This window comes from Phocaeicola massiliensis B84634 = Timone 84634 = DSM 17679 = JCM 13223, from assembly GCF_000382445.1.
GTDB classification, from domain to species: Bacteria; Bacteroidota; Bacteroidia; order Bacteroidales; family Bacteroidaceae; genus Phocaeicola; species Phocaeicola massiliensis.
This window is the reverse complement of record NZ_KB905472.1, coordinates 2,907,754-2,928,297: the sequence shown is the minus strand read 5'-3', so window position 1 is coordinate 2,928,297 and position 20,544 is coordinate 2,907,754. Positions and strand designations below refer to the sequence as shown.

The 20,544-nt window shown below is 42.8% G+C and carries 17 protein-coding genes; 12 read left to right on the top strand and 5 right to left on the bottom strand.

Annotated elements, in window-relative coordinates:
* The first annotated feature begins 4 nt into the window (after nt 1–4).
* The 6 genes from HMPREF1534_RS06935 (at nt 5) to HMPREF1534_RS06960 (ending at nt 6,627) form a co-directional block, all read left to right on the top strand.
* Nucleotides 5–2,017 carry a sensor histidine kinase gene (locus HMPREF1534_RS06935; protein ID WP_005941577.1) on the top strand — a complete coding sequence of 671 codons (2,013 nt, stop codon included), beginning with the start codon at nt 5–7 and terminating at the stop codon, nt 2,015–2,017.
* Between the two features lie 208 nt (nt 2,018–2,225).
* Nucleotides 2,226–2,702, top strand: coding sequence for an arginine repressor (gene argR / locus HMPREF1534_RS06940; RefSeq protein ID WP_005941574.1), 477 nt, complete (start codon nt 2,226–2,228; stop codon nt 2,700–2,702).
* 19 nt (nt 2,703–2,721) lie between these two features.
* Nucleotides 2,722–3,279, top strand: a complete 558-nt coding sequence (locus HMPREF1534_RS06945) for a GNAT family N-acetyltransferase (RefSeq protein ID WP_005941571.1) — start codon at nt 2,722–2,724, stop codon at nt 3,277–3,279.
* Between the two features lie 31 nt (nt 3,280–3,310).
* Nucleotides 3,311–4,519 carry an argininosuccinate synthase gene (locus HMPREF1534_RS06950; protein ID WP_005941568.1) on the top strand — a complete coding sequence of 403 codons (1,209 nt, stop codon included), beginning with the start codon at nt 3,311–3,313 and terminating at the stop codon, nt 4,517–4,519.
* A 2-nt stretch (nt 4,520–4,521) separates the two neighbouring features.
* Nucleotides 4,522–5,490, top strand: a complete 969-nt coding sequence (gene argC, locus HMPREF1534_RS06955; protein ID WP_005941564.1) for an N-acetyl-gamma-glutamyl-phosphate reductase — start codon at nt 4,522–4,524, stop codon at nt 5,488–5,490.
* 12 nt (nt 5,491–5,502) lie between these two features.
* The gene (locus HMPREF1534_RS06960) at nt 5,503–6,627 is read left to right on the top strand and encodes an aspartate aminotransferase family protein (protein WP_005941561.1); all 1,125 of its coding nucleotides are present in this window, start codon (nt 5,503–5,505) and stop codon (nt 6,625–6,627) included.
* A 312-nt stretch (nt 6,628–6,939) separates the two neighbouring features.
* Here the strand turns inward: HMPREF1534_RS06960 and HMPREF1534_RS06965 are convergent, their stop codons facing one another.
* Both HMPREF1534_RS06965 and HMPREF1534_RS06970 read right to left on the bottom strand, forming a co-directional pair.
* Nucleotides 6,940–8,052, bottom strand: a complete 1,113-nt coding sequence (locus HMPREF1534_RS06965; protein WP_005941558.1) for a porin — start codon at nt 8,050–8,052, stop codon at nt 6,940–6,942.
* Nucleotides 8,053–8,153: 101 nt separating this feature from the next.
* Entirely contained in the window at nt 8,154–9,056 is a 903-nt protein-coding gene (locus HMPREF1534_RS06970) for an alkaline phosphatase family protein (RefSeq protein WP_005941555.1), read from the bottom strand.
* 455 nt (nt 9,057–9,511) lie between these two features.
* Between HMPREF1534_RS06970 and HMPREF1534_RS06975 the strand changes: the two genes are divergently transcribed.
* Both HMPREF1534_RS06975 and proC read left to right on the top strand, forming a co-directional pair.
* Nucleotides 9,512–10,267 (top strand): GDSL-type esterase/lipase family protein, encoded by a 756-nt coding sequence (locus HMPREF1534_RS06975; protein WP_005941551.1) that lies wholly within the window; start codon nt 9,512–9,514, stop codon nt 10,265–10,267.
* A 339-nt stretch (nt 10,268–10,606) separates the two neighbouring features.
* Entirely contained in the window at nt 10,607–11,383 is a 777-nt protein-coding gene (gene proC, locus HMPREF1534_RS06980; RefSeq protein WP_005941548.1) for a pyrroline-5-carboxylate reductase, read from the top strand.
* A 303-nt stretch (nt 11,384–11,686) separates the two neighbouring features.
* Here the strand turns inward: proC and HMPREF1534_RS06985 are convergent, their stop codons facing one another.
* Entirely contained in the window at nt 11,687–13,885 is a 2,199-nt protein-coding gene (locus HMPREF1534_RS06985; RefSeq protein WP_005941546.1) for an ATP-binding protein, read from the bottom strand.
* Between the two features lie 14 nt (nt 13,886–13,899).
* Here HMPREF1534_RS06985 and HMPREF1534_RS20380 point away from each other — a divergent pair, with 14 nt between their 5' ends.
* The 4 genes from HMPREF1534_RS20380 to HMPREF1534_RS07000 all read left to right on the top strand — a co-directional run bounded on the left by HMPREF1534_RS20380 (nt 13,900) and on the right by HMPREF1534_RS07000 (nt 17,027).
* Nucleotides 13,900–14,130: a hypothetical protein gene (locus HMPREF1534_RS20380; RefSeq protein ID WP_005941543.1), complete on the top strand. Its 231-nt coding sequence runs from the start codon at nt 13,900–13,902 to the stop codon at nt 14,128–14,130.
* Between the two features lie 162 nt (nt 14,131–14,292).
* The gene (locus tag HMPREF1534_RS06990) at nt 14,293–14,847 is read left to right on the top strand and encodes a helix-turn-helix domain-containing protein (protein ID WP_005941541.1); all 555 of its coding nucleotides are present in this window, start codon (nt 14,293–14,295) and stop codon (nt 14,845–14,847) included.
* 11 nt (nt 14,848–14,858) lie between these two features.
* Nucleotides 14,859–16,511 (top strand): AMP-binding protein, encoded by a 1,653-nt coding sequence (locus HMPREF1534_RS06995; RefSeq protein WP_005941534.1) that lies wholly within the window; start codon nt 14,859–14,861, stop codon nt 16,509–16,511.
* A gap of 48 nt (nt 16,512–16,559) precedes the next feature.
* Entirely contained in the window at nt 16,560–17,027 is a 468-nt protein-coding gene (locus HMPREF1534_RS07000) for an amidohydrolase family protein (protein WP_005941530.1), read from the top strand.
* A gap of 163 nt (nt 17,028–17,190) precedes the next feature.
* Here the strand turns inward: HMPREF1534_RS07000 and HMPREF1534_RS07005 are convergent, their stop codons facing one another.
* Nucleotides 17,191–18,582: an alpha-L-fucosidase gene (locus HMPREF1534_RS07005; protein WP_005941527.1), complete on the bottom strand. Its 1,392-nt coding sequence runs from the start codon at nt 18,580–18,582 to the stop codon at nt 17,191–17,193.
* 195 nt (nt 18,583–18,777) lie between these two features.
* Complete coding sequence (locus tag HMPREF1534_RS07010; RefSeq protein ID WP_005941524.1) at nt 18,778–20,538, bottom strand: RagB/SusD family nutrient uptake outer membrane protein; 1,761 nt, start codon at nt 20,536–20,538, stop codon at nt 18,778–18,780.
* Nucleotides 20,539–20,544: the final 6 nt, after the last annotated feature.

The window sequence follows — 20,544 nt, the reverse complement described above, 5'->3', positions numbered from 1 at the left end:
TAATATGAAGAAAATTATAACACTGGTATCTTGTCTGATTTCGTTTTCATGTCTCTTTTCCCGGGGATGGAAAGGGGATGATACGATTGCTTTTCGTGACAGTTTGATGAGGAAGGTGGAACATTTACCAGCAGATACTTCTCGTTTGTCTGTGTTGCTGGACGCGGCATATTTGCATCAGAATCCTCCTTATAATGTGTTTTTTGCCAAGTGCCTTTATGAAGAAGCACGTAAGCAGCGGAATATCTATTATGAGAATTTGGGCGCCTATTATCTGGCTGTCTGTTATGATAAAAAACATGATTTGGACAGTATCACCCTTTGGGTGGATGAGTTGCAGGAACTTGCTTCCAAGATAGGCAAGTATGATTATTATCTGGAACAAAAGGCTGCTATCAGTCGCGTGCTGGCTTCTAAAAAAATGAATGAAAAGGCGGCTTTTGTGGCAAAAGAAGTTTTGAAAGAGGCACAAGAGAGAAAAAGTAATAATGGCATAGTGGCTGCCTATAATAGTTTGGGATGTACGTATGCTGCTTTTAATCGTTCGGATGAAGCACTTGCAGCTCTTCTAAAAGGGTATCGGGCTTGCAAGAAAACGACTAAATTGAGTTTGCGCATTGATATTCTTTCTCGTTTATCAAGTAGATATGCTGATATTGTTTCCGGTTTGCCTTCTAAGGACCCCGATAGAGTGAAGAGAGATTCTGTTTTGTTTTATTTAGAGAAAATGGAGGGCTTGTTGAAAGAAGTGTTGTCTAAAGAGCCCAAGACTGTGAATAATTGGAGAGATGTAATGGTGGATTGTCAAACCAGGTATGTTCGTTATTATATGCATCATAAGGATTATTCTAAAACGGCTGAATTCCTTGAAAAAGCCAAAAACTTGCTTACTCCGGAAGTGGATTCGGTGTATTGGCTGAATATACAATTGATGGAATTGCAGTATTATGCCCGGACACAGGAATATGATAAAGGAATCGCATTGATAGACCAGGTCGCTCCGTTTGTCGAAAGGGGACATATAGATGTATTCGAAACTCTTATTTTTTATAAGTCTTTGATATTGCGTGATAAGGGTGACTGGAACGAAGGCATCCATACATTGAAGTTTTTGCTGCATAAACAGGATTCTTTGAGTATAGCTACAACCACCAGTCAGTTGGAACAAGTAAAAGAGAATTATCAAATCAATGAATTGCTGATGGAAAAGCAAAAGATTACTAACCTGAACTATCTTCGGGCTATTATGATTTTGGGTGTACTATTGGTTTTGATGCTGTTGTTTTATCTTTATACCGGTTACTTATCAAAGAGAATTGCTTTGGCAGAAAAGGAGGCGATAAAGGCTGCCGAGCTTTCGCATGCTGATAATTTGGCTAAAGAACGGTTGAAACTTGAAATCAGTCATGATATACGTACTCCTTTGAATGCTGTGGTGGGTTTTGCCGAAATTTTGGCTGATGCGGATAATTTGGATGAAGAAAGTAAATCTGCTTATAATAAGATTGTTCAGGAGAATGCTACACAGTTATTGGACTATGTGAATAATATCCTTGAGCTTTCTCGCCTTGAATCGGGGAAAATAAAATATGTGGAAGGCAGTTGTGACTTTATCGGTCTGTTTCGCGCTGTGATAGAGGAGGCTGATAAAAACGGGCAGAACTGTGTGCATGCAGAGTTGCATACCGATTTGGAGAAACAGATGGTCAGAACAGATCAGGCACGTTTACTTTCTTTGTTTGAAAGTTTAGCCGTCTCTACCGTGGACACGGAATTTTATCATTCGGATATAACAGTAAAACGTGTGGAAGAAAAATCGCTTTTACTGGTGACGGTTGTTAATACACCATTGGCAAAGGAGCGTTTTGAAAATAAAACGGCTATGATTCGTAATGAGATAAATGCTCACTTTATTCATTATTTCGGAGGATATTATAAAGTAGACGAACAGGCAAAACAAGGACCTTCTGTGACTTTTACATATCCGTATGATGTTGCCGGTCTGCATATTCATTGAAAAGTTTCACGAAAGGATTGAGTTACGTCGAAAGTAGACAAAGGCAGTTGTTTTTCTGTCTTACTTCCTTATTGGGTATGGCTTTTTTCGATTAAAATATAACTTTAACACTACTTTTTTGCATATATGCGCAAAAATATTCTGCTTTTTGTATCTATATTCCCAAACAATGCGTAATTTTGCAATCGAATTAGAATAATTATGCAGTATGAAGAGCAAGAATAGCAGACTGGATGCCATCAAAATTATAATTTCCTGCAAGGAAATAGGAAGTCAGGAAGAACTGTTACAGGAATTGGCTAAAGAGGGGTTCCGCCTGACACAGGCTACACTGTCACGTGATTTGAAGCAATTGAAAGTTGCAAAGGCTGCCAGCATGAATGGGAACTATGTATACGTATTACCTAATAATACAATGTATAAGCGTATGACCGAACAGCATTCGGCCGGCGAATTATTAATGCATAATGGCTTTATTTCCATTGAGTTCTCGGCAAATCTGGCTGTGATAAAAACTCGTCCCGGTTATGCCAGCAGTTTGGCTTATGATATTGATAGTAAAGAATTTGATGAAATTCTGGGAACTATTGCCGGAGATGATACCATTATGCTTGTGGTGCGCGAAGGCTGCACAGAGACCGGGGTGAAGAACGCACTTTCACTCATTATACCGAATATACAATAAAAATAATATAGAATAAGAAATGGATGCTAAACAAGTTGATGTGATGGTGGCTGATGCCTCACATGAAGTTTACGTTGATAAAATTTTAGATACCATCAGGGAAGCAGCTAAGGTACGCGGAACGGGCATCGCAGAACGCACACATGAATACGTGGCGACTAAAATGAGAGAAGGAAAAGCGATTATCGCTTTATGTGGCGAAGAGTTTGCAGGCTTTACTTATATTGAGTCGTGGGGAAACAAGCAATATGTGGCCACTTCAGGGTTGATTGTTCATCCTGATTATCGTGGCTTGGGATTGGCAAAACGCATTAAGGCGGCGTCTTTCCGATTGGCGCGTTTACGATGGCCGAAAGCTAAGATTTTCAGTCTGACAAGTGGTGCAGCTGTAATGAAAATGAATACGGAATTGGGCTACGTTCCTGTTACATTCAATGAGTTGACGGACGATGAAGCTTTTTGGAAAGGTTGTGAAGGATGTGTCAATCATGATATATTGATGGCAAAAAACCGTAAGTTCTGTATTTGTACTGCGATGCTTTACGATCCGTCTTTACACGAGGAAGACACGATTTAAAGAAGAAATAATAGAAAAAACACATATTATTATGGAAGAAAAAAAGAAAAAAGTAGTAGTTGCGTTCAGTGGCGGTCTTGATACTTCGTTCACTGTAATGTATCTGGCTAAGGAAAAAGGGTATGAAGTGTATGCAGCTTGTGCAAACACCGGTGGTTTCAGTGAAGAACAGCTGAAGCAGAACGAAGAAAATGCTTATAAGCTGGGAGCGGTGAAATATGTAACTTTGGACGTTACTCGGGAGTATTATGAAAAGAGCTTGAAATACATGGTATTCGGTAATGTTCTTCGCAACGGAACTTATCCTATTTCTGTAAGTTCGGAACGTATCTTCCAAGGATTGGCTATTGCCCGTTATGCCAATGAAATAGGTGCTGATGCTATCGCCCACGGCTCAACCGGTGCGGGTAACGACCAAATCCGTTTTGATATGACTTTCCTGGTATTGGCTCCGGGGGTAGAAATTATTACCCTTACCCGCGATATGGCGTTGAGCCGTCAGCAGGAAATCGATTACTTGAACGAACATGGTTTCGCAGCTGATTTCACAAAGTTGAAATATTCATATAATGTAGGTCTTTGGGGAACTTCTATCTGTGGCGGTGAGATTTTGGACTCTGCACAGGGATTGCCCGAAAGTGCATACTTAAAACAAGTGACTAAAGAAGGCAGCGAACAACTTCGTCTTACTTTTGAAAAAGGTGAGTTGAAAGCTGTGAATGATGAAAAATTCGACGATCCGATTAAGGCTATCCAAAAAGTGGAAGAAATCGGTGCTGCATACGGTATCGGTCGCGATATGCACGTGGGAGATACCATTATCGGTATCAAAGGGCGTGTAGGTTTCGAAGCTGCTGCCCCGATGCTGATTATCGGTGCACACCGTTTCCTTGAAAAATATACTTTGAGTAAATGGCAGCAATACTGGAAAGACCAGGTTGCCAACTGGTATGGCATGTTCTTGCATGAAAGCCAGTATCTGGAACCGGTGATGCGCGATATCGAAGCTATGCTTCAGGAATCGCAGCGCAATGTCAACGGTACGGCTATCCTTGAGCTCCGTCCGCTTTCGTTCTCTACGGTAGGCGTTGAATCTAAAGACGATTTGGTGAAGACTAAGTTTGGTGAATATGGTGAAATGCAGAAAGGCTGGACGGCAGAAGATGCGAAAGGCTTTATCAAAGTAACTTCAACACCATTGCGTGTTTATTATAATAACCACAAGGACGAAGAAATCTGATTATGATTAAAGTAGGAATTATCGGTGGGGCAGGTTATACGGCAGGCGAATTGATTCGTCTGCTGATTAATCATCCCGAAGTAGAGATAAAGTTTATAAACAGTAGCAGCAACGCCGGCAATAAGATTACCGACGTACATGAAGGGCTTTACGGTGAAACCGATTTGGTATTTACCGACCGGCTTCCTTTGGACGAGATAGATGTATTGTTCTTCTGTACCGCCCATGGTGACACGAAGAAGTTTATGGATAGTCATAATGTGCCCGAGGATTTGAAAATCATCGACCTCAGTATGGACTATCGTATCAAGAGTGATGACCACGACTTTATTTATGGCTTGCCCGAGCTGAATCGTCGTGCCATCTGTCATAGCAAGCATGTGGCAAACCCGGGGTGTTTTGCTACTTGTATCCAGTTGGGGTTATTACCTCTGGCAAAACACTTGTTGCTGAACGAAGATGTGATGGTGAATGCTATTACGGGAAGCACCGGTGCCGGTGTCAAACCGGGTGCGACAAGCCACTTCAGCTGGCGCAACAATAACATGAGCATCTATAAACCGTTTTCTCACCAGCATGTGCCCGAAATCAAACAGTCATTGAAGCAGTTGCAGAACAGTTTTGATTCTGAAATAGATTTTATTCCTTACCGTGGAGACTTTCCGCGTGGTATCTTTGCCACATTGGTTGTGAAATGCAAAGTAGAACTGGAAGAGCTGGTGAAGATGTATACGGACTACTATGCCGAGGATTCCTTTGTTCATATCATAGATAAAAACATAGACTTAAAGCAGGTGGTGAACACCAACAAGTGTTTGATTCATTTGGAGAAACATGGCGATAAACTGTTGATAATCTCTTGTATCGATAACTTGTTGAAAGGTGCCAGCGGTCAGGCTGTCCATAACATGAACCTGATGTTCAATCTGGAAGAAACCGTAGGCTTGAAACTGAAGCCGGCTGCTTTCTAAAAAAGAAGAGTTATGAAATTATTCGATGTATATCCTCTTTTCGATATTAATATCGTAAAAGGAAAAGGTTGCCATGTATGGGATGATAAAGGTACAGAATACCTCGACCTGTATGGCGGTCATGCTGTCATTTCTATCGGTCATGCACATCCGCATTATGTAGAGATGATAAGCAATCAGGTGGCACGGTTGGGCTTCTATTCCAATTCGGTGATTAACAAGTTACAGCAGGAAGTGGCAGACCGATTAGGCGAGATTTCGGGATACGATGACTATCAGCTGTTTCTCATCAACAGTGGGGCCGAAGCAAACGAAAACGCCTTGAAGCTCGCCTCTTTCTATAACGGACGGAAACGGGTGCTTTCTTTCAGCAAAGCATTTCACGGACGTACTTCATTGGCAGTAGAAGCAACTCATAATCCGAAGATTATTGCTCCGATTAATGCGAACGGTCATGTGACGTATCTGCCTTTGAATGATATAGAAGCTGTTAAAACAGAGCTGGCAAAAGGCGATGTGTGTGCTGTGATTATTGAAGGAATTCAGGGGGTTGGAGGTATTCAGATACCCGATGCTGAATTTTTGCAAAACCTGAGCAAGGCATGTGAAGCGGCAGACGCAGTGCTTGTGCTGGATGAAATCCAGTCGGGTTACGGACGAAGCGGTAAATTCTTTGCCCATCAGCATGCGGGTATCCGTCCCGATATGATAACCATGGCAAAGGGAATCGGTAACGGTTTCCCCATGGCAGGTGTCTTGATTAGTCCGAAGTTCAAGCCGGTATACGGACAGCTCGGTACTACTTTCGGGGGAAATCATTTGGCTTGTTCCGCTGCCATTGCCGTGCTGGATGTGATGAAGCAGGAAAATCTGGTGGAGAATGCCGCTAAGGTCGGTGCCCACTTATTGGCCGAATTGAAGAAACTTCCACAAATAAAAGAAGTCCGCGGTGAAGGGCTGATGATTGGTATGGAATTTGATGAACCTATTAAGGAATTGCGTCAGCGTTTGTTGTTTGAACAAAAAGTATTCACCGGTGTCAGTGGCACAAATGTTATCCGCTTGTTGCCTCCTCTTTGTTTGAGCATGGCTGAGGCTGATGAATTTTTAGCTCGCTTTCGTAAAATATTGCCATAAACACTATATGCTGGAATAATAATTAGCGAAAGAAAAAACTTGCCGGGATCAGAGTAAATCCTAATAACCGGATATGTTGATCTAAGCAGATTTGCAATGAAAAGGGGACGTATCAAGACATGGAGAATGCTGTTCTTTTGTCGGTAGGGGAGAGGCTTGCTCGCCCGAAAACAGTTTGCCCGGTGTATTACTTCCAGGGTTGTGACTGTTGGTTCGGGCAGGTATCCCCCCTGTCTTTGCTGTTGATGATTTGATACGTCTCCTTTACATTTTCTCTTTCACACGGTTTGGAGTATTTTCCTGACAGGAAGATTAAAAACGTACTTGCAAGCGTGCCTGTAACACGCCAAAAGACCTTTTCACCTCCTCCATGTCTTTAGTCCATACTACAGAACCGTTCAATTTCAATATCAGAAACTTGTTCATGTAATAATTCAGTCCCACCGTGATGTCTTGTTGCATTCCTCCTTTAACCGGTCCGTCATTCAGATTGGTAACATTAATCCGGCCGGACAATAACAGAGACTTACTTTCTTTCGGAGTCAAGGGTAAAGCATCCCATTCATCATAATTAAAGAAATTTCCTTTTATCAAGAATCCTCCTTGTATATATGCTCCCCAAGGCCGGTAGCAGGCAGCCTGCGCACGCTGTACATTCATGTTTAAATATTCTCCTTGAAGAAAAAAGCGGCGGGATAGATACAATGCCTCCAAATTCCATTGGAATGTATGCTTTACGTTGTTTATTTCTATGTCCAATACCGAAGGGACAGACAAGCCGGTAACACCATTGGAGCTGAAAGTTACCAATCTGTCTTTTTGTTCTTTCTCTCTGTCCGGTCTGCGGAATAAACCACCTACTCCCAGATGGAGCAATTTCCCGGCTTCATTTAACGGACGAAACACTCCACGCAAGGTTGCATTGTAACCGGGTAGTACCTTATCATCATATTCCGCTCCATCTCCGCAAAAGACTCCGGCCGAACAATAATATTTATTCTGCGAAAAAGTATAAGATACTCCCACCCTTCGTCCCAAATAGAAAGTTTCGGCAGCATTGGCACCGGTCATGAAGACATAGTCATTGGTACTGGCAGACTGCTCTATACAGCACATCCCCAACATATAACCGATTCGAAAATTATTATTTCCCCATTTCTTCTGAACAAAAGCATCTTTCAACGAAACTTTGTTGCCGGCAAAGCCCACATCTATTTTTGTATACCATTCATCGGGCAAAGTAATTTTTCCGGTTAACCGGACATCCGTTATTTCAGCTTTGGCATGAGCTGAATAAGAATTCTTTGTAAAAAGACCTCCATCAATAAATAATCGACCGCCCAATTTTACAGGTCCATCTGTATTGGCCGACACAATAATAGGGAACAAAAAAGCAAGCAAAAATCCCCGCCACTTATAATACATAGGCTGTTTATCTGTTTAAAAAGTGATTGAAACATTCTCTATGACCGGTAAGTAAACACACAATGCTATTTCAAAATCACTTTTCGGTAACATCCGGTTTATCATTTCTTACCTCGCTTAAAAATTGAAAATGGTACTTCACCCACCCATGGAAGCGGCTTCTTTACCTTAAACAAATATAAGATGGTGGCAGCCGTATTTACTGTATTGTTAGGTTCCTCCAGTTTTATCCCTTTTTTTATATCAGGACCGGTGATTCCCCAAGGCACAATCATTTCATCAACAGAGAAACCTCCATGCCCATGCCCGATACCTCCATGATCCGACAGAAACATAAAATAGGTATCTTCATATAAACCTTCTTTTTTCATTTTATCAATAAACGCGCCTATTTGTATATCCGCCTCTTCTATGGATTTGATATATTCCGCCGACATCCATTTATGAGCATGTCCGGCGTGGTCTGTATGCACTGAATATAAAAAGACAAGTGTGGGCAAATCCTGATTCCGGACTATAAAATCAAATGCCTTTTCATAATTGGGAACATAAGCATCATTTTCCAAATAACTCACTTCATCTAAATATTTCTTGTTATATGGATAAAAAAGATTGATCCAATTATAATAAAAAGCAGTTTTACACTCCGGAATTTCTTCTTTCATTACCTTAAATACTGAGGGATAATATCCTTCTTTATCAATTTCCACTGCAGGAAATCCTTTTTTATCTATTTGCCATCCATTATCAACCACTCCATGCTGCTCGGGACCACTGCCGGTCAGATGACTGGTCCAATTGGGCAAAGTCACGGAAGGCATTACTACACGAGTCGTTAATGACAAGGCGCCTTGGGCTAATAAATTGTCAAGATTAGGAGTGTGGGCAGTAGTAAATCCCGGAACAGAAATGCCATCAAGAGCAATCATTACAACCCGTTTTGCCCGTGGACGGGCAGATATCGGCATAACGCCTACAATCCATAAAGCCAATAGGACTGACATGATACTTTTTAAGTTTTTCATCATATTAATTTTAAAAAAAGGTTTTCAGACAGATATACCACTTTAGAGTTGGGCATAATATCTTTTCTATGGCAATAATTTGTCGGATAGTTTCCAATTCGACAAATACACTTTATAAATTTTGCAAAGTAACTAATTTACTATTATCTAAAACATAGATATTCTTTTTAATTTCATGGATAATCTTACGGTTGCTTATGCGGTTGGTTCGGGCAGGCAAGCCCTGCTCCTACGGTTGACGGTTTGATATCTCTATACTAAAATATGTGGTAATATGTCAGACACACCGAAATCTCATCATGTCTCAGAAAATTCCATAAGTATGCCATTGGTCATCCCAAATAAATTGATACCTTTGTCAAATCCCAATTGTTCTAAACATACACAGGAAGCCGATTACACATAAACAATATATAACTTTATAATCAACAATCATGAACAAAAACTATCTTATCATCGTCCTCCTATTCTTTTGCTCTATCCTGAATGCGCAAAACCTTAATATTGTTTACATAGGCAATAGCATTACAGAAGGAGCTTTACTGAAAAATCCGAAAACCGAGGCTGCACCCATACGTGCCAGCCAATACCTTGATAAACATTTGAATGGTAAAGTAACCTTTCGGAATTGCGGAGTAAGTGGTATGACAACACTCAATTTCCTTCCCATTAGCGGGCAACAGTTTCCCAATGTAAAAACAGCAGCTTCGGAACTGGCGCAACGGGAAGGGCAATTATTATTTTCCATTTCGCTGGGAACCAACGACAGTGCCTGCACTATGGCTTTCGGTGTCCCGGTATTACCGGAAGAATATTACACAAACATGAAAGCCATTATTGATGAATTGTTGGCATTATACCCACAAAGCAAAATTGTAGTACAATATCCCATCTGGTACAGCCCCAATACGTACAACGGTGCTATGTACTTGAAAGCCGGTTTGGAGCGCCTGAAAAGTTACTATCCTATGATAGAAAAACTAATGGCACATTACTCCATCACTCATCCGAAACAAGTTTTTCCCGGTTCAACAGAAGCTTTCGACTTTTTTAAAGAAAACTATTCAACGCATTTTACTCCCGAAGAAGGGAATGCCGGCACATTTTACTTGCATCCCAATAAGAAAGGCGCAGAGGTCCTAGGAAATTATTGGGGAGAGGCTATTTTAAAAGCCATTGGCAATGAATAAATAAAAGACTTCAATACTTGCCTGCAGTTTATCTGCTGATTTAAGTACAAAGCCTGGAATTCCCAGGCTTTGTGCGAATAAATACTCCACAAAATCTTTTTCCCTGTCAAGCCAAACCGATTATAATCTGGAGTTTATATGTTTCCTCTCCCTAAATTCACCAATGCTCTGTGTTTTTTGATTCCGTCTGCAAGGACACTTCTTTCAACTTTTTTATACTGATAGTCATTCTTTTTGTTTCTGCTTTTTAGAAGTAATTTTATTTTTAACTCTTCATCATATGTCCTTCTCTTTTTTTCCTTTTATCTTTGCGTTTGTAGACTTAATCATTATAATCGTATGAAAGTAGCAATTATAGGTGCGGGAAATATGGGAGGAGCCATTGCCCGCGGCCTTGCCCAAGGCACAATTATTCCGGCAAGTGATGTAACCGTAGCCGATCCGTTCAGTGGTAATCTGGAAACCTTGCAGGCCGACTATCCGGAGATTCGTGTAACGACGGAAAATCCGAAAGCGATAGAGGATGCCGATATTGTGATTTTGGCTGTAAAGCCATGGCTGATAGACCAGATATTGAGCGTAATTCGTTTGGAGCCCCGGCAAGTGTTGGTTTCTATCGCAGGGGGTGTGACTTTTGAACAGTTGGTGAATAGTGTAGGTCCGGAACAGACTATTTTCCGTCTGATTCCCAATACAGCTATTTCCGAACGCCAAAGCATGACTTTGATAGCCAGTCGCAATGCCAGCAAGGAGCAGGAGCAATTAATGCTGGATATTTTCAATGAGCTTGGAATGGCTATGTTGATACCCGAGAGTCAGATGGGAGCTACCACTGCATTGACTTCTTGCGGCATAGCATACGTGTTGAAATATATACAGGCAGCTATGCAGGCAGGCATTGAGATGGGGGTTTGCCCGAAAGATGCTCAGAAGATGGTGGCGCAGTCGGTAAAAGGTGCTGCCGAACTGATATTGAATAATGATACCCATCCTTCGGTGGAGATTGATAAGGTAACGACTCCCGGAGGAATAACTATCAAGGGTATCAATGAATTAGACCATGCCGGATTTACTTCAGCCGTTATTAAGGCGATAAAGGCCGGCAACGTAGAATGACATAGCCTTTCTCTAAGTATTGAATTTCAGTATGTAAAGACAATCGGCTCTTGCTGTATTCATAAATCTCTGCCACTGATTTATAAACCGGAAGCGGTAATTTATAAATCAGTGGCAGTGACTTATAAATCGGTGGTGCTGATTAATGAATATATAGGGAGGTTACGAAGAATATCTCTCTTTCCATTTGTTTTTTGTGTTGTAAATAAACAGTAATTCCAATGTGGCTTTTCCATTTCATGAAACACTGCACCGGGGGGCATTTGGTCAGAGCCGGAGCTTATGGAAAAGAATAGAAAGCGGTTATACAGGGGGATGTAAAGGGAGTTCCACAACAAATCTTGCACCTCCGGTGTATTGTGTGTCCAGATAGATTTTACCTCCCAACAGGGTAGTGAGGCTCCGGCAAATACTCAGACCGAGTCCGAAACCGGGATTCATGCTGTTCAGCTTCTCAAAACGTTGGAAAATCAATTCGCCTTTTTCCTTGTCAATGCCGCAGCCGGTATCGGTGACAGAGAAAATGATAGAGGTGCCTGCTATCTCATAAGCCAAGACGATACTGCCTTGAGAAGTGTATTTGCAGGCATTGACCAGCAGGTTGGTCAATATCTGTTGCAGGCGTTGCGCGTCTGTGTTCAGGATGATTTCCGTATCGGGTTGTTTCAGCTCCAGTCTGACGCCTTCGGCCACTCTGTGTGCCACGCCTGCTAAAGTGGATTGGCATAGTTCGGGCAAGACGACATTGGATAGCGAGATGCTATAGTTGCCGCTTTCCAGTTTGCTGAGGTCGAGTACATCATTTACCAATGTGAGCAATAAATAGGTATTGGTGTGCAGATGACCGAGTAATTCGCTCCGCTCTTCTTCGCTGAATTCTGCATCGGCATCGTTCAGCAAATCATTAAAACCGATGATGGCATTGAGTGGCGTACGGATTTCATGACTGAGGTTCTGTAGGAAAGCCGATTTCAGCTTGTCCGCTTTTTCGGCTTGCCGCCGTGCTTTTTCGGCAGCGTCTTTTTCTATCTTTAAATGCCTGGCATGCTGCCGGCGTGTAAAAGCATATATGCTGGAGAAGCCGGAAATAAGTATCAAGATGGAGAACACCACCCAAATCTTGCGCTGATTGGTCTCTTGCTCCATTTTGATGCGTTGCAGCTGTTCTTGTTTGTGTATGACTTCCAATTGTTGTTTTTGTGTTTCGGCTTTTTCCAGTTCGATGGCTGTTTGTTGTTGCTTCAGTTGCAAGTCCTGGTTTTCCAGCTCCATGCGTGTCTGTTCTTTTTCCATCAGTATCATTTGTTCCCGATTTTGCATTTGTGCCAGTTTCATTTCTGTGTTTTGGAGAGACAGGCGGTTCTTTTCCAATTCCAGCCTTTGGTTATTGAAACGGGCGTTGTATGCCGCCATTACTTCCGCATTGTTTGCTTGGTTGATAGAGTCTTGCAGGCGGTATTTTTTGTATAGTTCGGCAAAGGCGGAATAGAAATCCCCTGCCATTTCAAATGCTTTGTATCTGACCGCAAGACTCAATCCTTTGTCACTGATGGAATCACTGTATGCAAGGGCTTTGTCAAGGTTTCCCAATGCTGCATAATAATAACCGTTCAGAGTGAAATAGTTTTCAAGGATGGTCCCTTTCATCACTCCCTGAGCTCTGTACTGCGCTAATTCTTTTTGAAGTTCGTCGGCTTTTTTTGAATCCATTTTGCTGCATGTCACTTGAAACAAGAGTAGTTTGGATTGTATCAATGCAGATTGGGTGACGGAAGCATCTAAACATCTTAGGGCATATTCCTCGGCTTCTTCGTATCGCTGCAGATTTATATAGCATGAGCTTATGGAGCGATACGAATAAAAGTTCTCTTTTTCATTACCGGTCTGTATGTAGTAATCCACAGCCTGTTTGTATTGTTGGAGGGCAAGCCGGAACATGCGCTGTTGGTAATACACATCTCCCATGCGCACGTAGCTTTTCCCTATGCCGTAAGGATTGTCCAAACGAATGGCTTCGTCCTGATATTTTTTCAGTTCTTGGATGGCGGAATCATATTCCCTGTTTCTCAAATAGTAAGTGATAATGCGGTTCCATGCTCCGAATATGTATTGCTTATAAGGAGTATTGCGTGCAAAGTCGGCTACCTTTTCTTTCTCGATGAGCAATGTATTGATATCGTTGATAAAGTAATAATGGTCGGATTTCAGGTTCAGGGCAAGGCATTGCGCTTTTACGTCTCCTTTTTTCTTTGCCATGTGGAAGAGTGTATCCGCCATGAGCAATACTTCGGGCTTCCTGATGGCGCTGTTGCACTTTTGGTAATAGGAATAGAGTTGGTCGTTTATTTTATAAGGATTGTTTTGACTCATCGTTATCGGGCAGAAAAGAAATATTTCCGCCAATAGTATTAGGATAGTATGCCCGATGAACCTCTTCATATCATTCTGTGTGTCTTTGGCAAAAATAGTGATTCTTTTATAATTCATGCTATCATTTATCATAAGTTTTATGGAGCATGGATTTTTTTCTATGTTTCTTCATGGATATAGGGAGGTATCTGCTCCGGGCTTGTGGGTTAATCCAAACTGTTACCATTCTTACGGTGCAGAAGAAAACGTGGTTGCAACGCTCTATGGTAGCGCAGCTTCCGTTCCTTGTGGCGCATGATGGTTGGACTACATTATCCGGCTTTTTTCACACGTTGGGAATGTTTTTGCAGTCCTGTTGCCCGAATACTTTCATTTGAAACTATCCGAAAGGCAACCACTTCCTTAAACCTGTGTCCTTGCTCATATAGAACGATATTGTGCAGTTTTGTTGTCTGTCAGATAGTTTTCATAGAAACTTCTTGAAACTTTGCTAGGATTAATTAAATCTTCATTATCTTTGAACCCTAAATCTAAAGATTATGAGTGACCAGATAAAGCAAATAGCCGAACGTCTCCGGGGATTGAGAGACGTTTTGGAACTGACTTCACAAGAAGTGGCCGAAAGTTGCCAACTTACAGTGGAAGAGTATTTGGGTATGGAAAGCGGTGAGAAAGATATATCGGTCAGCGCTTTGCAGAAGATTGCCCGCAAATATGGTATCGCACTGGATGTGCTGATGTTTGGCGAAGAGCCTAAAATGAGTGCTTACTTCCTGACTCGTTGTGGCACAGGGGTATCGGTGGAACGTACCAAAGCATACAAATATGAATCATTGGCATCGGGATTCCGCGGACGTAAGGTAGATCCGTTCATCGTTACCGTGGAGCCGAAGCCCGAAGATACGCCTATTTATTTCAATTCACACGAAGGACAAGAGTTCAACCTGGTGATAGAAGGACGTATGTTGCTTAATATTAACGGAAAAGAACTTATTTTGAATCCGGGTGACAGCCTTTACTTTGATTCTGCCCAGCCTCACGGCATGATGGCACTGGACGGCAAGACTGTGAAGTTCCTGGCAGTAATTATGTAAATTGTAAGAGTATGGTAGAAAGATTCTTAGAACAAACCACTTTTGCCTCACAAGAGGATTTTATAAAGAACCTGAAGATTAAGGTACCCGAAAATTTTAATTTCGGTTATGATGTAGTAGATGCGTGGGCTGCCGAGGAACCCGACAAGAAAGCGCTGTTGTGGACTAATGATAAAGGGGAATCCAGACAGTATACTTATGCCGACCTGAAGAAATATACCGATATGACGGCGTCTTATTTCCAAAGTCTGGGTATCGGTCGCGGTGATATGGTGATGTTGATATTGAAACGTCGTTATGAGTTCTGGTATTCCATTATCGCTCTGCACAAGTTGGGTGCGGTGGTGATTCCCGCCACTCATTTACTGACCAAGAAAGATATTGTGTACCGTTGTAACGCTGCCGATATTAAGATGATTGTTGCGGCAGGCGAAGATGTGATTACCAAGCATATCATAGAAGCGATGCCCGATTCGCCTTCTGTAAAGAAGCTGGTCAGTGTCGGTCCCGAAGTTCCCGAAGGTTTCGAAGACTTTCATCAGGGAATGGAAAATGCGGCTCCGTTTGTAAAGCCTGAGCATCCGAATACCAATGAGGATACCTCGCTGATGTATTTTACATCGGGAACTACCGGTGAGCCGAAGATGGTGGCGCATGACTTTACTTATCCGTTGGGGCATATCGTAACTGCCTGTTTCTGGCATAATCTGCATCGCGACAGTTTGCATCTGACGATTGCCGATACCGGTTGGGGAAAGGCGGTGTGGGGAAAACTTTACGGACAGATGATTGCGGGGGCGAATATCTTTGTGTATGACCATGAGAAGTTTACTCCTGCCGATATTCTCGGAAAGATTCAGGATTATCATATCACTTCACTGTGTGCTCCTCCTACCATTTATCGTTTCTTGATAAAGGAAGATATCGGTAAGTATGACTTGTCGTCTTTGGAATATTGTACCACTGCCGGAGAAGCATTGAACTATTCTGTATATGAGACGTTTAAAAAAATAACCGGTATTCGTTTGATGGAAGGTTTCGGACAGACGGAAACCACTTTGACGTTGGGTACTTTTCCCTGGATGGAGCCGAAACCGGGCAGCATGGGTGTCCCCAATCCGCAATATGATATCGACTTGCTGACTCCCGATGGGCGTTCGGCAGAAGACGGTGAACAGGGACAGATTGTCATCCGTACGTCTGAAGGCAAGCCGCTGGGTTTGTTCAAAGAGTATTATCGGGCGGCCGAACTGACCGAAGATGCTTGGCACGATGGCATTTATTATACCGGTGATGTGGCTTGGCGTGATGAAGACGGATACTTTTGGTTTGTGGGACGTGCGGATGATGTTATCAAGAGCTCCGGCTACCGTATCGGCCCGTTTGAAGTGGAAAGTGCATTGATGACTCATCCTGCCGTGGTGGAATGTGCCATTACGGGTGTTCCCGATGAAGTGCGCGGACAAGTGGTAAAGGCGACCATCGTTCTTTCCAGGAACTACAAAGGACAGGAAAGCCCGGAACTGATTAGAGAATTGCAAGACCATGTGAAGCGTGTGACTGCCCCTTATAAGTATCCGCGTGTGATAGAGTTTGTAGAAGAGCTTCCGAAGACTATCAGCGGTAAGATTCGTCGCGTGGAGATACGTGATAAAGATAAATGACCGGGGGCGTGCGTTGAGCGAAGTCTTTATTCGTAAATAAAGTAAAAGATGAAAAGAATTTTGTTTTTTGCCTTTTTATGCCTGTGTGTCTGCTTGTCGGCAGGTGCACAGGCATTGTCTCCTGTTACATGGACTGCCTACGGATTGACTTTTAAGGTTCCGAAGGGTATTGTTGTGGAAGAGGATACAGAAGAAACGTTTCTGTTGAACGATAGTAAGTTTTATATCACTGTTCAGGCGTTGGACTCTGACGGCATCACGAAGGGTGACCTGGAAGGTATGTTGAAAGACTATGCCGACGATGATGGGGTGGAGAAGCAGACTGCTGTCAAAGCCTTTGACTTGGAGCAATTTTATGGTGTTTCGATGGATGGGCAATGTGAGGGTGAACCTTGTTGCTATGCCTGTCTGATGACCAAGGCGGCCGGGAGTGCATTTCATGTTTCCATCATTTATTCGGCGGGGAAAAAAGCTGAGGCGGAAGCTATTCTGAAAAGTTTTGTGATGGAAGAGTAAGCGAATGCAGTCAGTTCTGTGCATTCGGGGAGTCAAAGCATTACTAAAGTTAACTGTAGGGGCGGGGATTGCCCGCCCGAATGCATCAAGTAAAGTGTATTCGGGCGAGTGTCCCCACCCCTACAGGCAAAGTGATAGGTTGATTGGGTCTTGATAAAACCTCCTATTTTGCTCTTACCTTGAATTGCAAAGCAATAGGTTCATTCTTTATTCCTTTGGGAAGAAATACTTTTACCTTATCACCATCACAAGTATATTTCACACTCTTGTTTCCTTTCAGCATTTTCATTTTGCCTTTCGGAAGATTTCCTGTCCATTCTATGACTTCCGGCAGTGTTTCTCCTTCGGGCAATGCATAGATGGCATAGAGTGTCTGTCCGTCCTTGTCGGCAGTGAACCATGTGTGTCCGTCCTGATAAACAGGAGTGATTCGGGTATTGTAGATGGCTTTGCCGTTTGCCCGCAACCATTCTCCCACTTCGTGCAGACGCTTGGCCACTTCTTCTTCGATGACACCGTCCGAGGTTGGTCCTACGCCCAGCAGCAGGCAACCACCTTTGGCAGTGATTTCACTCAATATGTTGATAACCTTTTGAGACGATTTGAATGGAGCATTCGGCACCCATCCCCAGTCATTGCTCAGCGTGATGCAACTTTCCCACGGATAGTTGAGCTGTGTCTCGGGGATGCCGCGTTCGGGAGTCTGGTAGTTTTCGTTTTTGCCCCTGATGCTGCGGTCTACCGAAATCAATCCCGGATGCTTCCGGCGTGCTTGTGCCAGAATATCGTCCAGACCAATGTCATCGCCTTTCACCCAACCGCCGTCCAGCCAAAGGATATCAAAGCTTCCGTAGTCGGACATCAGCTCATTCAGCTGGTTACGGGTAAAGGTCTGATAGTTTTTCCACCAGTCGGGATGGCGGTCTTTCTTGTAATTGATGTTACGGTCGGGGGTAGCGAAATAAGGATTCCAAAACCATTCGCAATGCCAGTCGGGTTTGGAGAAATAGCATCCCGTCATGAAACCTCTTTTGCGGAAAGCATCGAATACATGGTAGGCTACATTCTTGCGCGGATTGTCCTTGAAGACTCCGTGGGCAATGGAGAAGTCCGTGTATTTGGAGTCGTAAGTACAAAATCCGTCGTGATGTTTGGTGGTGAATATCATGTATTTGATACCTGCATCCTGCATTACATCTGCCCATTGTTCGGGATTGAAGTTTACCGGATTGAGCGAGTCTTTCAAGCCCCAGTACCACTCTTTGTATTCATCGTATGGCAAAGGTTTTTTGCGTGAAATCCAATCGACATCTTCCGAGCAGATGGACCATGACTCTACAATGCCGGGAACGGAATAAAGTCCCCAGTGAAACAAGACTCCGAACTTCTGGTCTTGCCATTTATCCAGTTTATCCAATACTTGTTGGTCGGTAGGCCATACATAATCCGTTGCTTCTGATTGCTTGTGGACAAAGCCTTGTACTTGCTGGGCGTGGAGGTTCAAAGCGAACGCTGCACCGGCCATGCATACGATTAGTTTTTTAAGGTTATACATAACTGTTATGAGTTAGTGTTTATTGTTTTGTTTGCATTTAATTTTTCCTTTAAGGGATGATAAAGGTAAGGTTTTCTTATTTGGCGAGCAAAAAAAGAGGAAAGAAATTTAATAATTGGTCAGAAAACAAAAAAAGAATGTCCGGAAAGCATCATTCGCTTCTCGGACATTCTCTAATAGATTATAATGTATCAATTACCATCCCGTGTTCTGTGTCAGATTCGGGTTGATAGAGATTTCATTGGTCGGAATAGCAAACAGGTAGTTCTTCGGATCTTCAAATCTGGCTTGTGTATCTACACGCTTGCTGTAAATGTCGAGTTCACCTTTGCTGTTTGTGCCTAATACGTTCTGCATAGCAGTGATGTTTTCGGGAGAATAAAGCTTTGCATCAGGAATCATACCCATGCGGGGTGCAACAGAAGCATCCAGACGTTTGCCACATGCCCAACGGCGCAAGTCATCAAAGCGGTAACCTTCTCCGAATAATTCTACGCGGCGTTCGCGGCGGATTTCACGAATCAGTGTTGCGTTGTTGGCGCTTACGTTTGGATATTCGGCTTCCAGTTTGGGGTCAACGGCCGGGCTCATTGTCAACTTGTGGTTGAATCCTACACGTTCACGCAACTTATTAACTGTAGCATCCAAATCTGTTTGAGAAATGGTTCCCAGTTCTGCTGCTGCTTCTGCACGGATTAACAGAATTTCACCGAAACGGAATACCGGAGCATCTAATGTTCCCTGATGGTGAGCTGCCAGATGTTCGGCTGCATTATAGAATTTGGCAATGCTATAACCGGTAGAAGAAGAACCGCCTGCACCGGTATTGACAATGTTGGCAATATTTGCCGGATGTCCTTTTAAATAATAGGTGTGTTCACCTGCTTCGGGAGAACATACAGTCTGTAACAAACGCGGGTCGCGGTTGTTCAATTCTGCCAATAATCCGGTGTGTGTGGTATGTCCGGGGCAATTGCAGAGAGTGACAGGCAATCCTGTTTCGGCACACAGATAGTCATCAATACAGTCTTTGCTGACGCCCAAGGGAGTTTCGCCGACACCGATCTGACGGCTCAGGTTGTTACCTTTGCCTAAGCTGGGATCATAAGCTTTGGACAAGATGATTTCAGGGTTGTTGGCATAATCGGACTGAATGAATAATTCATGATAAGCCTGTGAAGGAGTACTACCCTGGAATAATGAGTAACCATATTCCGATTTCATCAATTCTCCGGCTGCATTGTATGCTTCCTGCAAGAATTTTGTATCTCCTTCAATCTTGTGGTAGCGACGCCATGTACCTTCAAACAAGCAGAAGCGTGCTTTCAACGCCAATGCAGCATCTTTGGAGATACGGGTAACATCCACTTTCGATTTCATGGGCAGCCATTCAATAGCCTGGTCAATATCTCTCAGCATATTGTCTGCTACCAAAGTGCGGGGATCACGTGCTTTGTATAAGTCTTCGTCTCCCGGGTTTACAACTTTGTCATACCAAGGTACATCGCCGTAAGTTTTCACTTTGTTGAAGTAGTCAAGAGTTTTGAGGAATAAGATTTCTCCAGCAAAACGATGCTTTTCTGCTTCGGAAGCCTGTGACTGTTCATAATTAGCCAAGAAGTCATTACAAGCACGGATGTTTTCCCAGTTCCATTCTGTATCTTTTGCACCGGTAGGAGCTACGTGTAAACCAAAGCTGATAGAATTGTATTCCCATGTATAGATGTTGTCCGATTTGAAATCTTCTTCCATCATACCGAAATTGTAAGATTGAGGGTCTCCATGTCCTTTAATCAATTTAGGATAGAGATTGTTACAATATTGCTGTAATCCATCAGCGCCGGCTGTTGAAAAGAATTTGTCTTTAGAGATGGAGTCCAGCGGTTCGCGATCCAAATAATCGCAGCTTTGCAATGCTAAAGCTACTAAACCTATATATAATATATTTTTTTTCATAATCGT

Bases quoted from the DNA above. Each gene is read 5' to 3' on its own strand.
- HMPREF1534_RS06935 (WP_005941577.1), top strand. From the start codon at position 5: ATGAAGAAAATTATAACACTGGTATCTTGTCTGATTTCGTTTTCATGT.
- argR (WP_005941574.1), top strand. From the start codon at position 2,226: ATGAAGAGCAAGAATAGCAGACTGGATGCCATCAAAATTATAATTTCC.
- HMPREF1534_RS06945 (WP_005941571.1), top strand. From the start codon at position 2,722: ATGGATGCTAAACAAGTTGATGTGATGGTGGCTGATGCCTCACATGAA.
- HMPREF1534_RS06950 (WP_005941568.1), top strand. From the start codon at position 3,311: ATGGAAGAAAAAAAGAAAAAAGTAGTAGTTGCGTTCAGTGGCGGTCTT.
- argC (WP_005941564.1), top strand. From the start codon at position 4,522: ATGATTAAAGTAGGAATTATCGGTGGGGCAGGTTATACGGCAGGCGAA.
- HMPREF1534_RS06960 (WP_005941561.1), top strand. From the start codon at position 5,503: ATGAAATTATTCGATGTATATCCTCTTTTCGATATTAATATCGTAAAA.
- HMPREF1534_RS06965 (WP_005941558.1), bottom strand. From the start codon at position 8,052: ATGTATTATAAGTGGCGGGGATTTTTGCTTGCTTTTTTGTTCCCTATT.
- HMPREF1534_RS06970 (WP_005941555.1), bottom strand. From the start codon at position 9,056: ATGTCAGTCCTATTGGCTTTATGGATTGTAGGCGTTATGCCGATATCT.
- HMPREF1534_RS06975 (WP_005941551.1), top strand. From the start codon at position 9,512: ATGAACAAAAACTATCTTATCATCGTCCTCCTATTCTTTTGCTCTATC.
- proC (WP_005941548.1), top strand. From the start codon at position 10,607: ATGAAAGTAGCAATTATAGGTGCGGGAAATATGGGAGGAGCCATTGCC.
- HMPREF1534_RS06985 (WP_005941546.1), bottom strand. From the start codon at position 13,885: ATGATAAATGATAGCATGAATTATAAAAGAATCACTATTTTTGCCAAA.
- HMPREF1534_RS20380 (WP_005941543.1), top strand. From the start codon at position 13,900: ATGGATTTTTTTCTATGTTTCTTCATGGATATAGGGAGGTATCTGCTC.
- HMPREF1534_RS06990 (WP_005941541.1), top strand. From the start codon at position 14,293: ATGAGTGACCAGATAAAGCAAATAGCCGAACGTCTCCGGGGATTGAGA.
- HMPREF1534_RS06995 (WP_005941534.1), top strand. From the start codon at position 14,859: ATGGTAGAAAGATTCTTAGAACAAACCACTTTTGCCTCACAAGAGGAT.
- HMPREF1534_RS07000 (WP_005941530.1), top strand. From the start codon at position 16,560: ATGAAAAGAATTTTGTTTTTTGCCTTTTTATGCCTGTGTGTCTGCTTG.
- HMPREF1534_RS07005 (WP_005941527.1), bottom strand. From the start codon at position 18,582: ATGTATAACCTTAAAAAACTAATCGTATGCATGGCCGGTGCAGCGTTC.
- HMPREF1534_RS07010 (WP_005941524.1), bottom strand. From the start codon at position 20,538: ATGAAAAAAAATATATTATATATAGGTTTAGTAGCTTTAGCATTGCAA.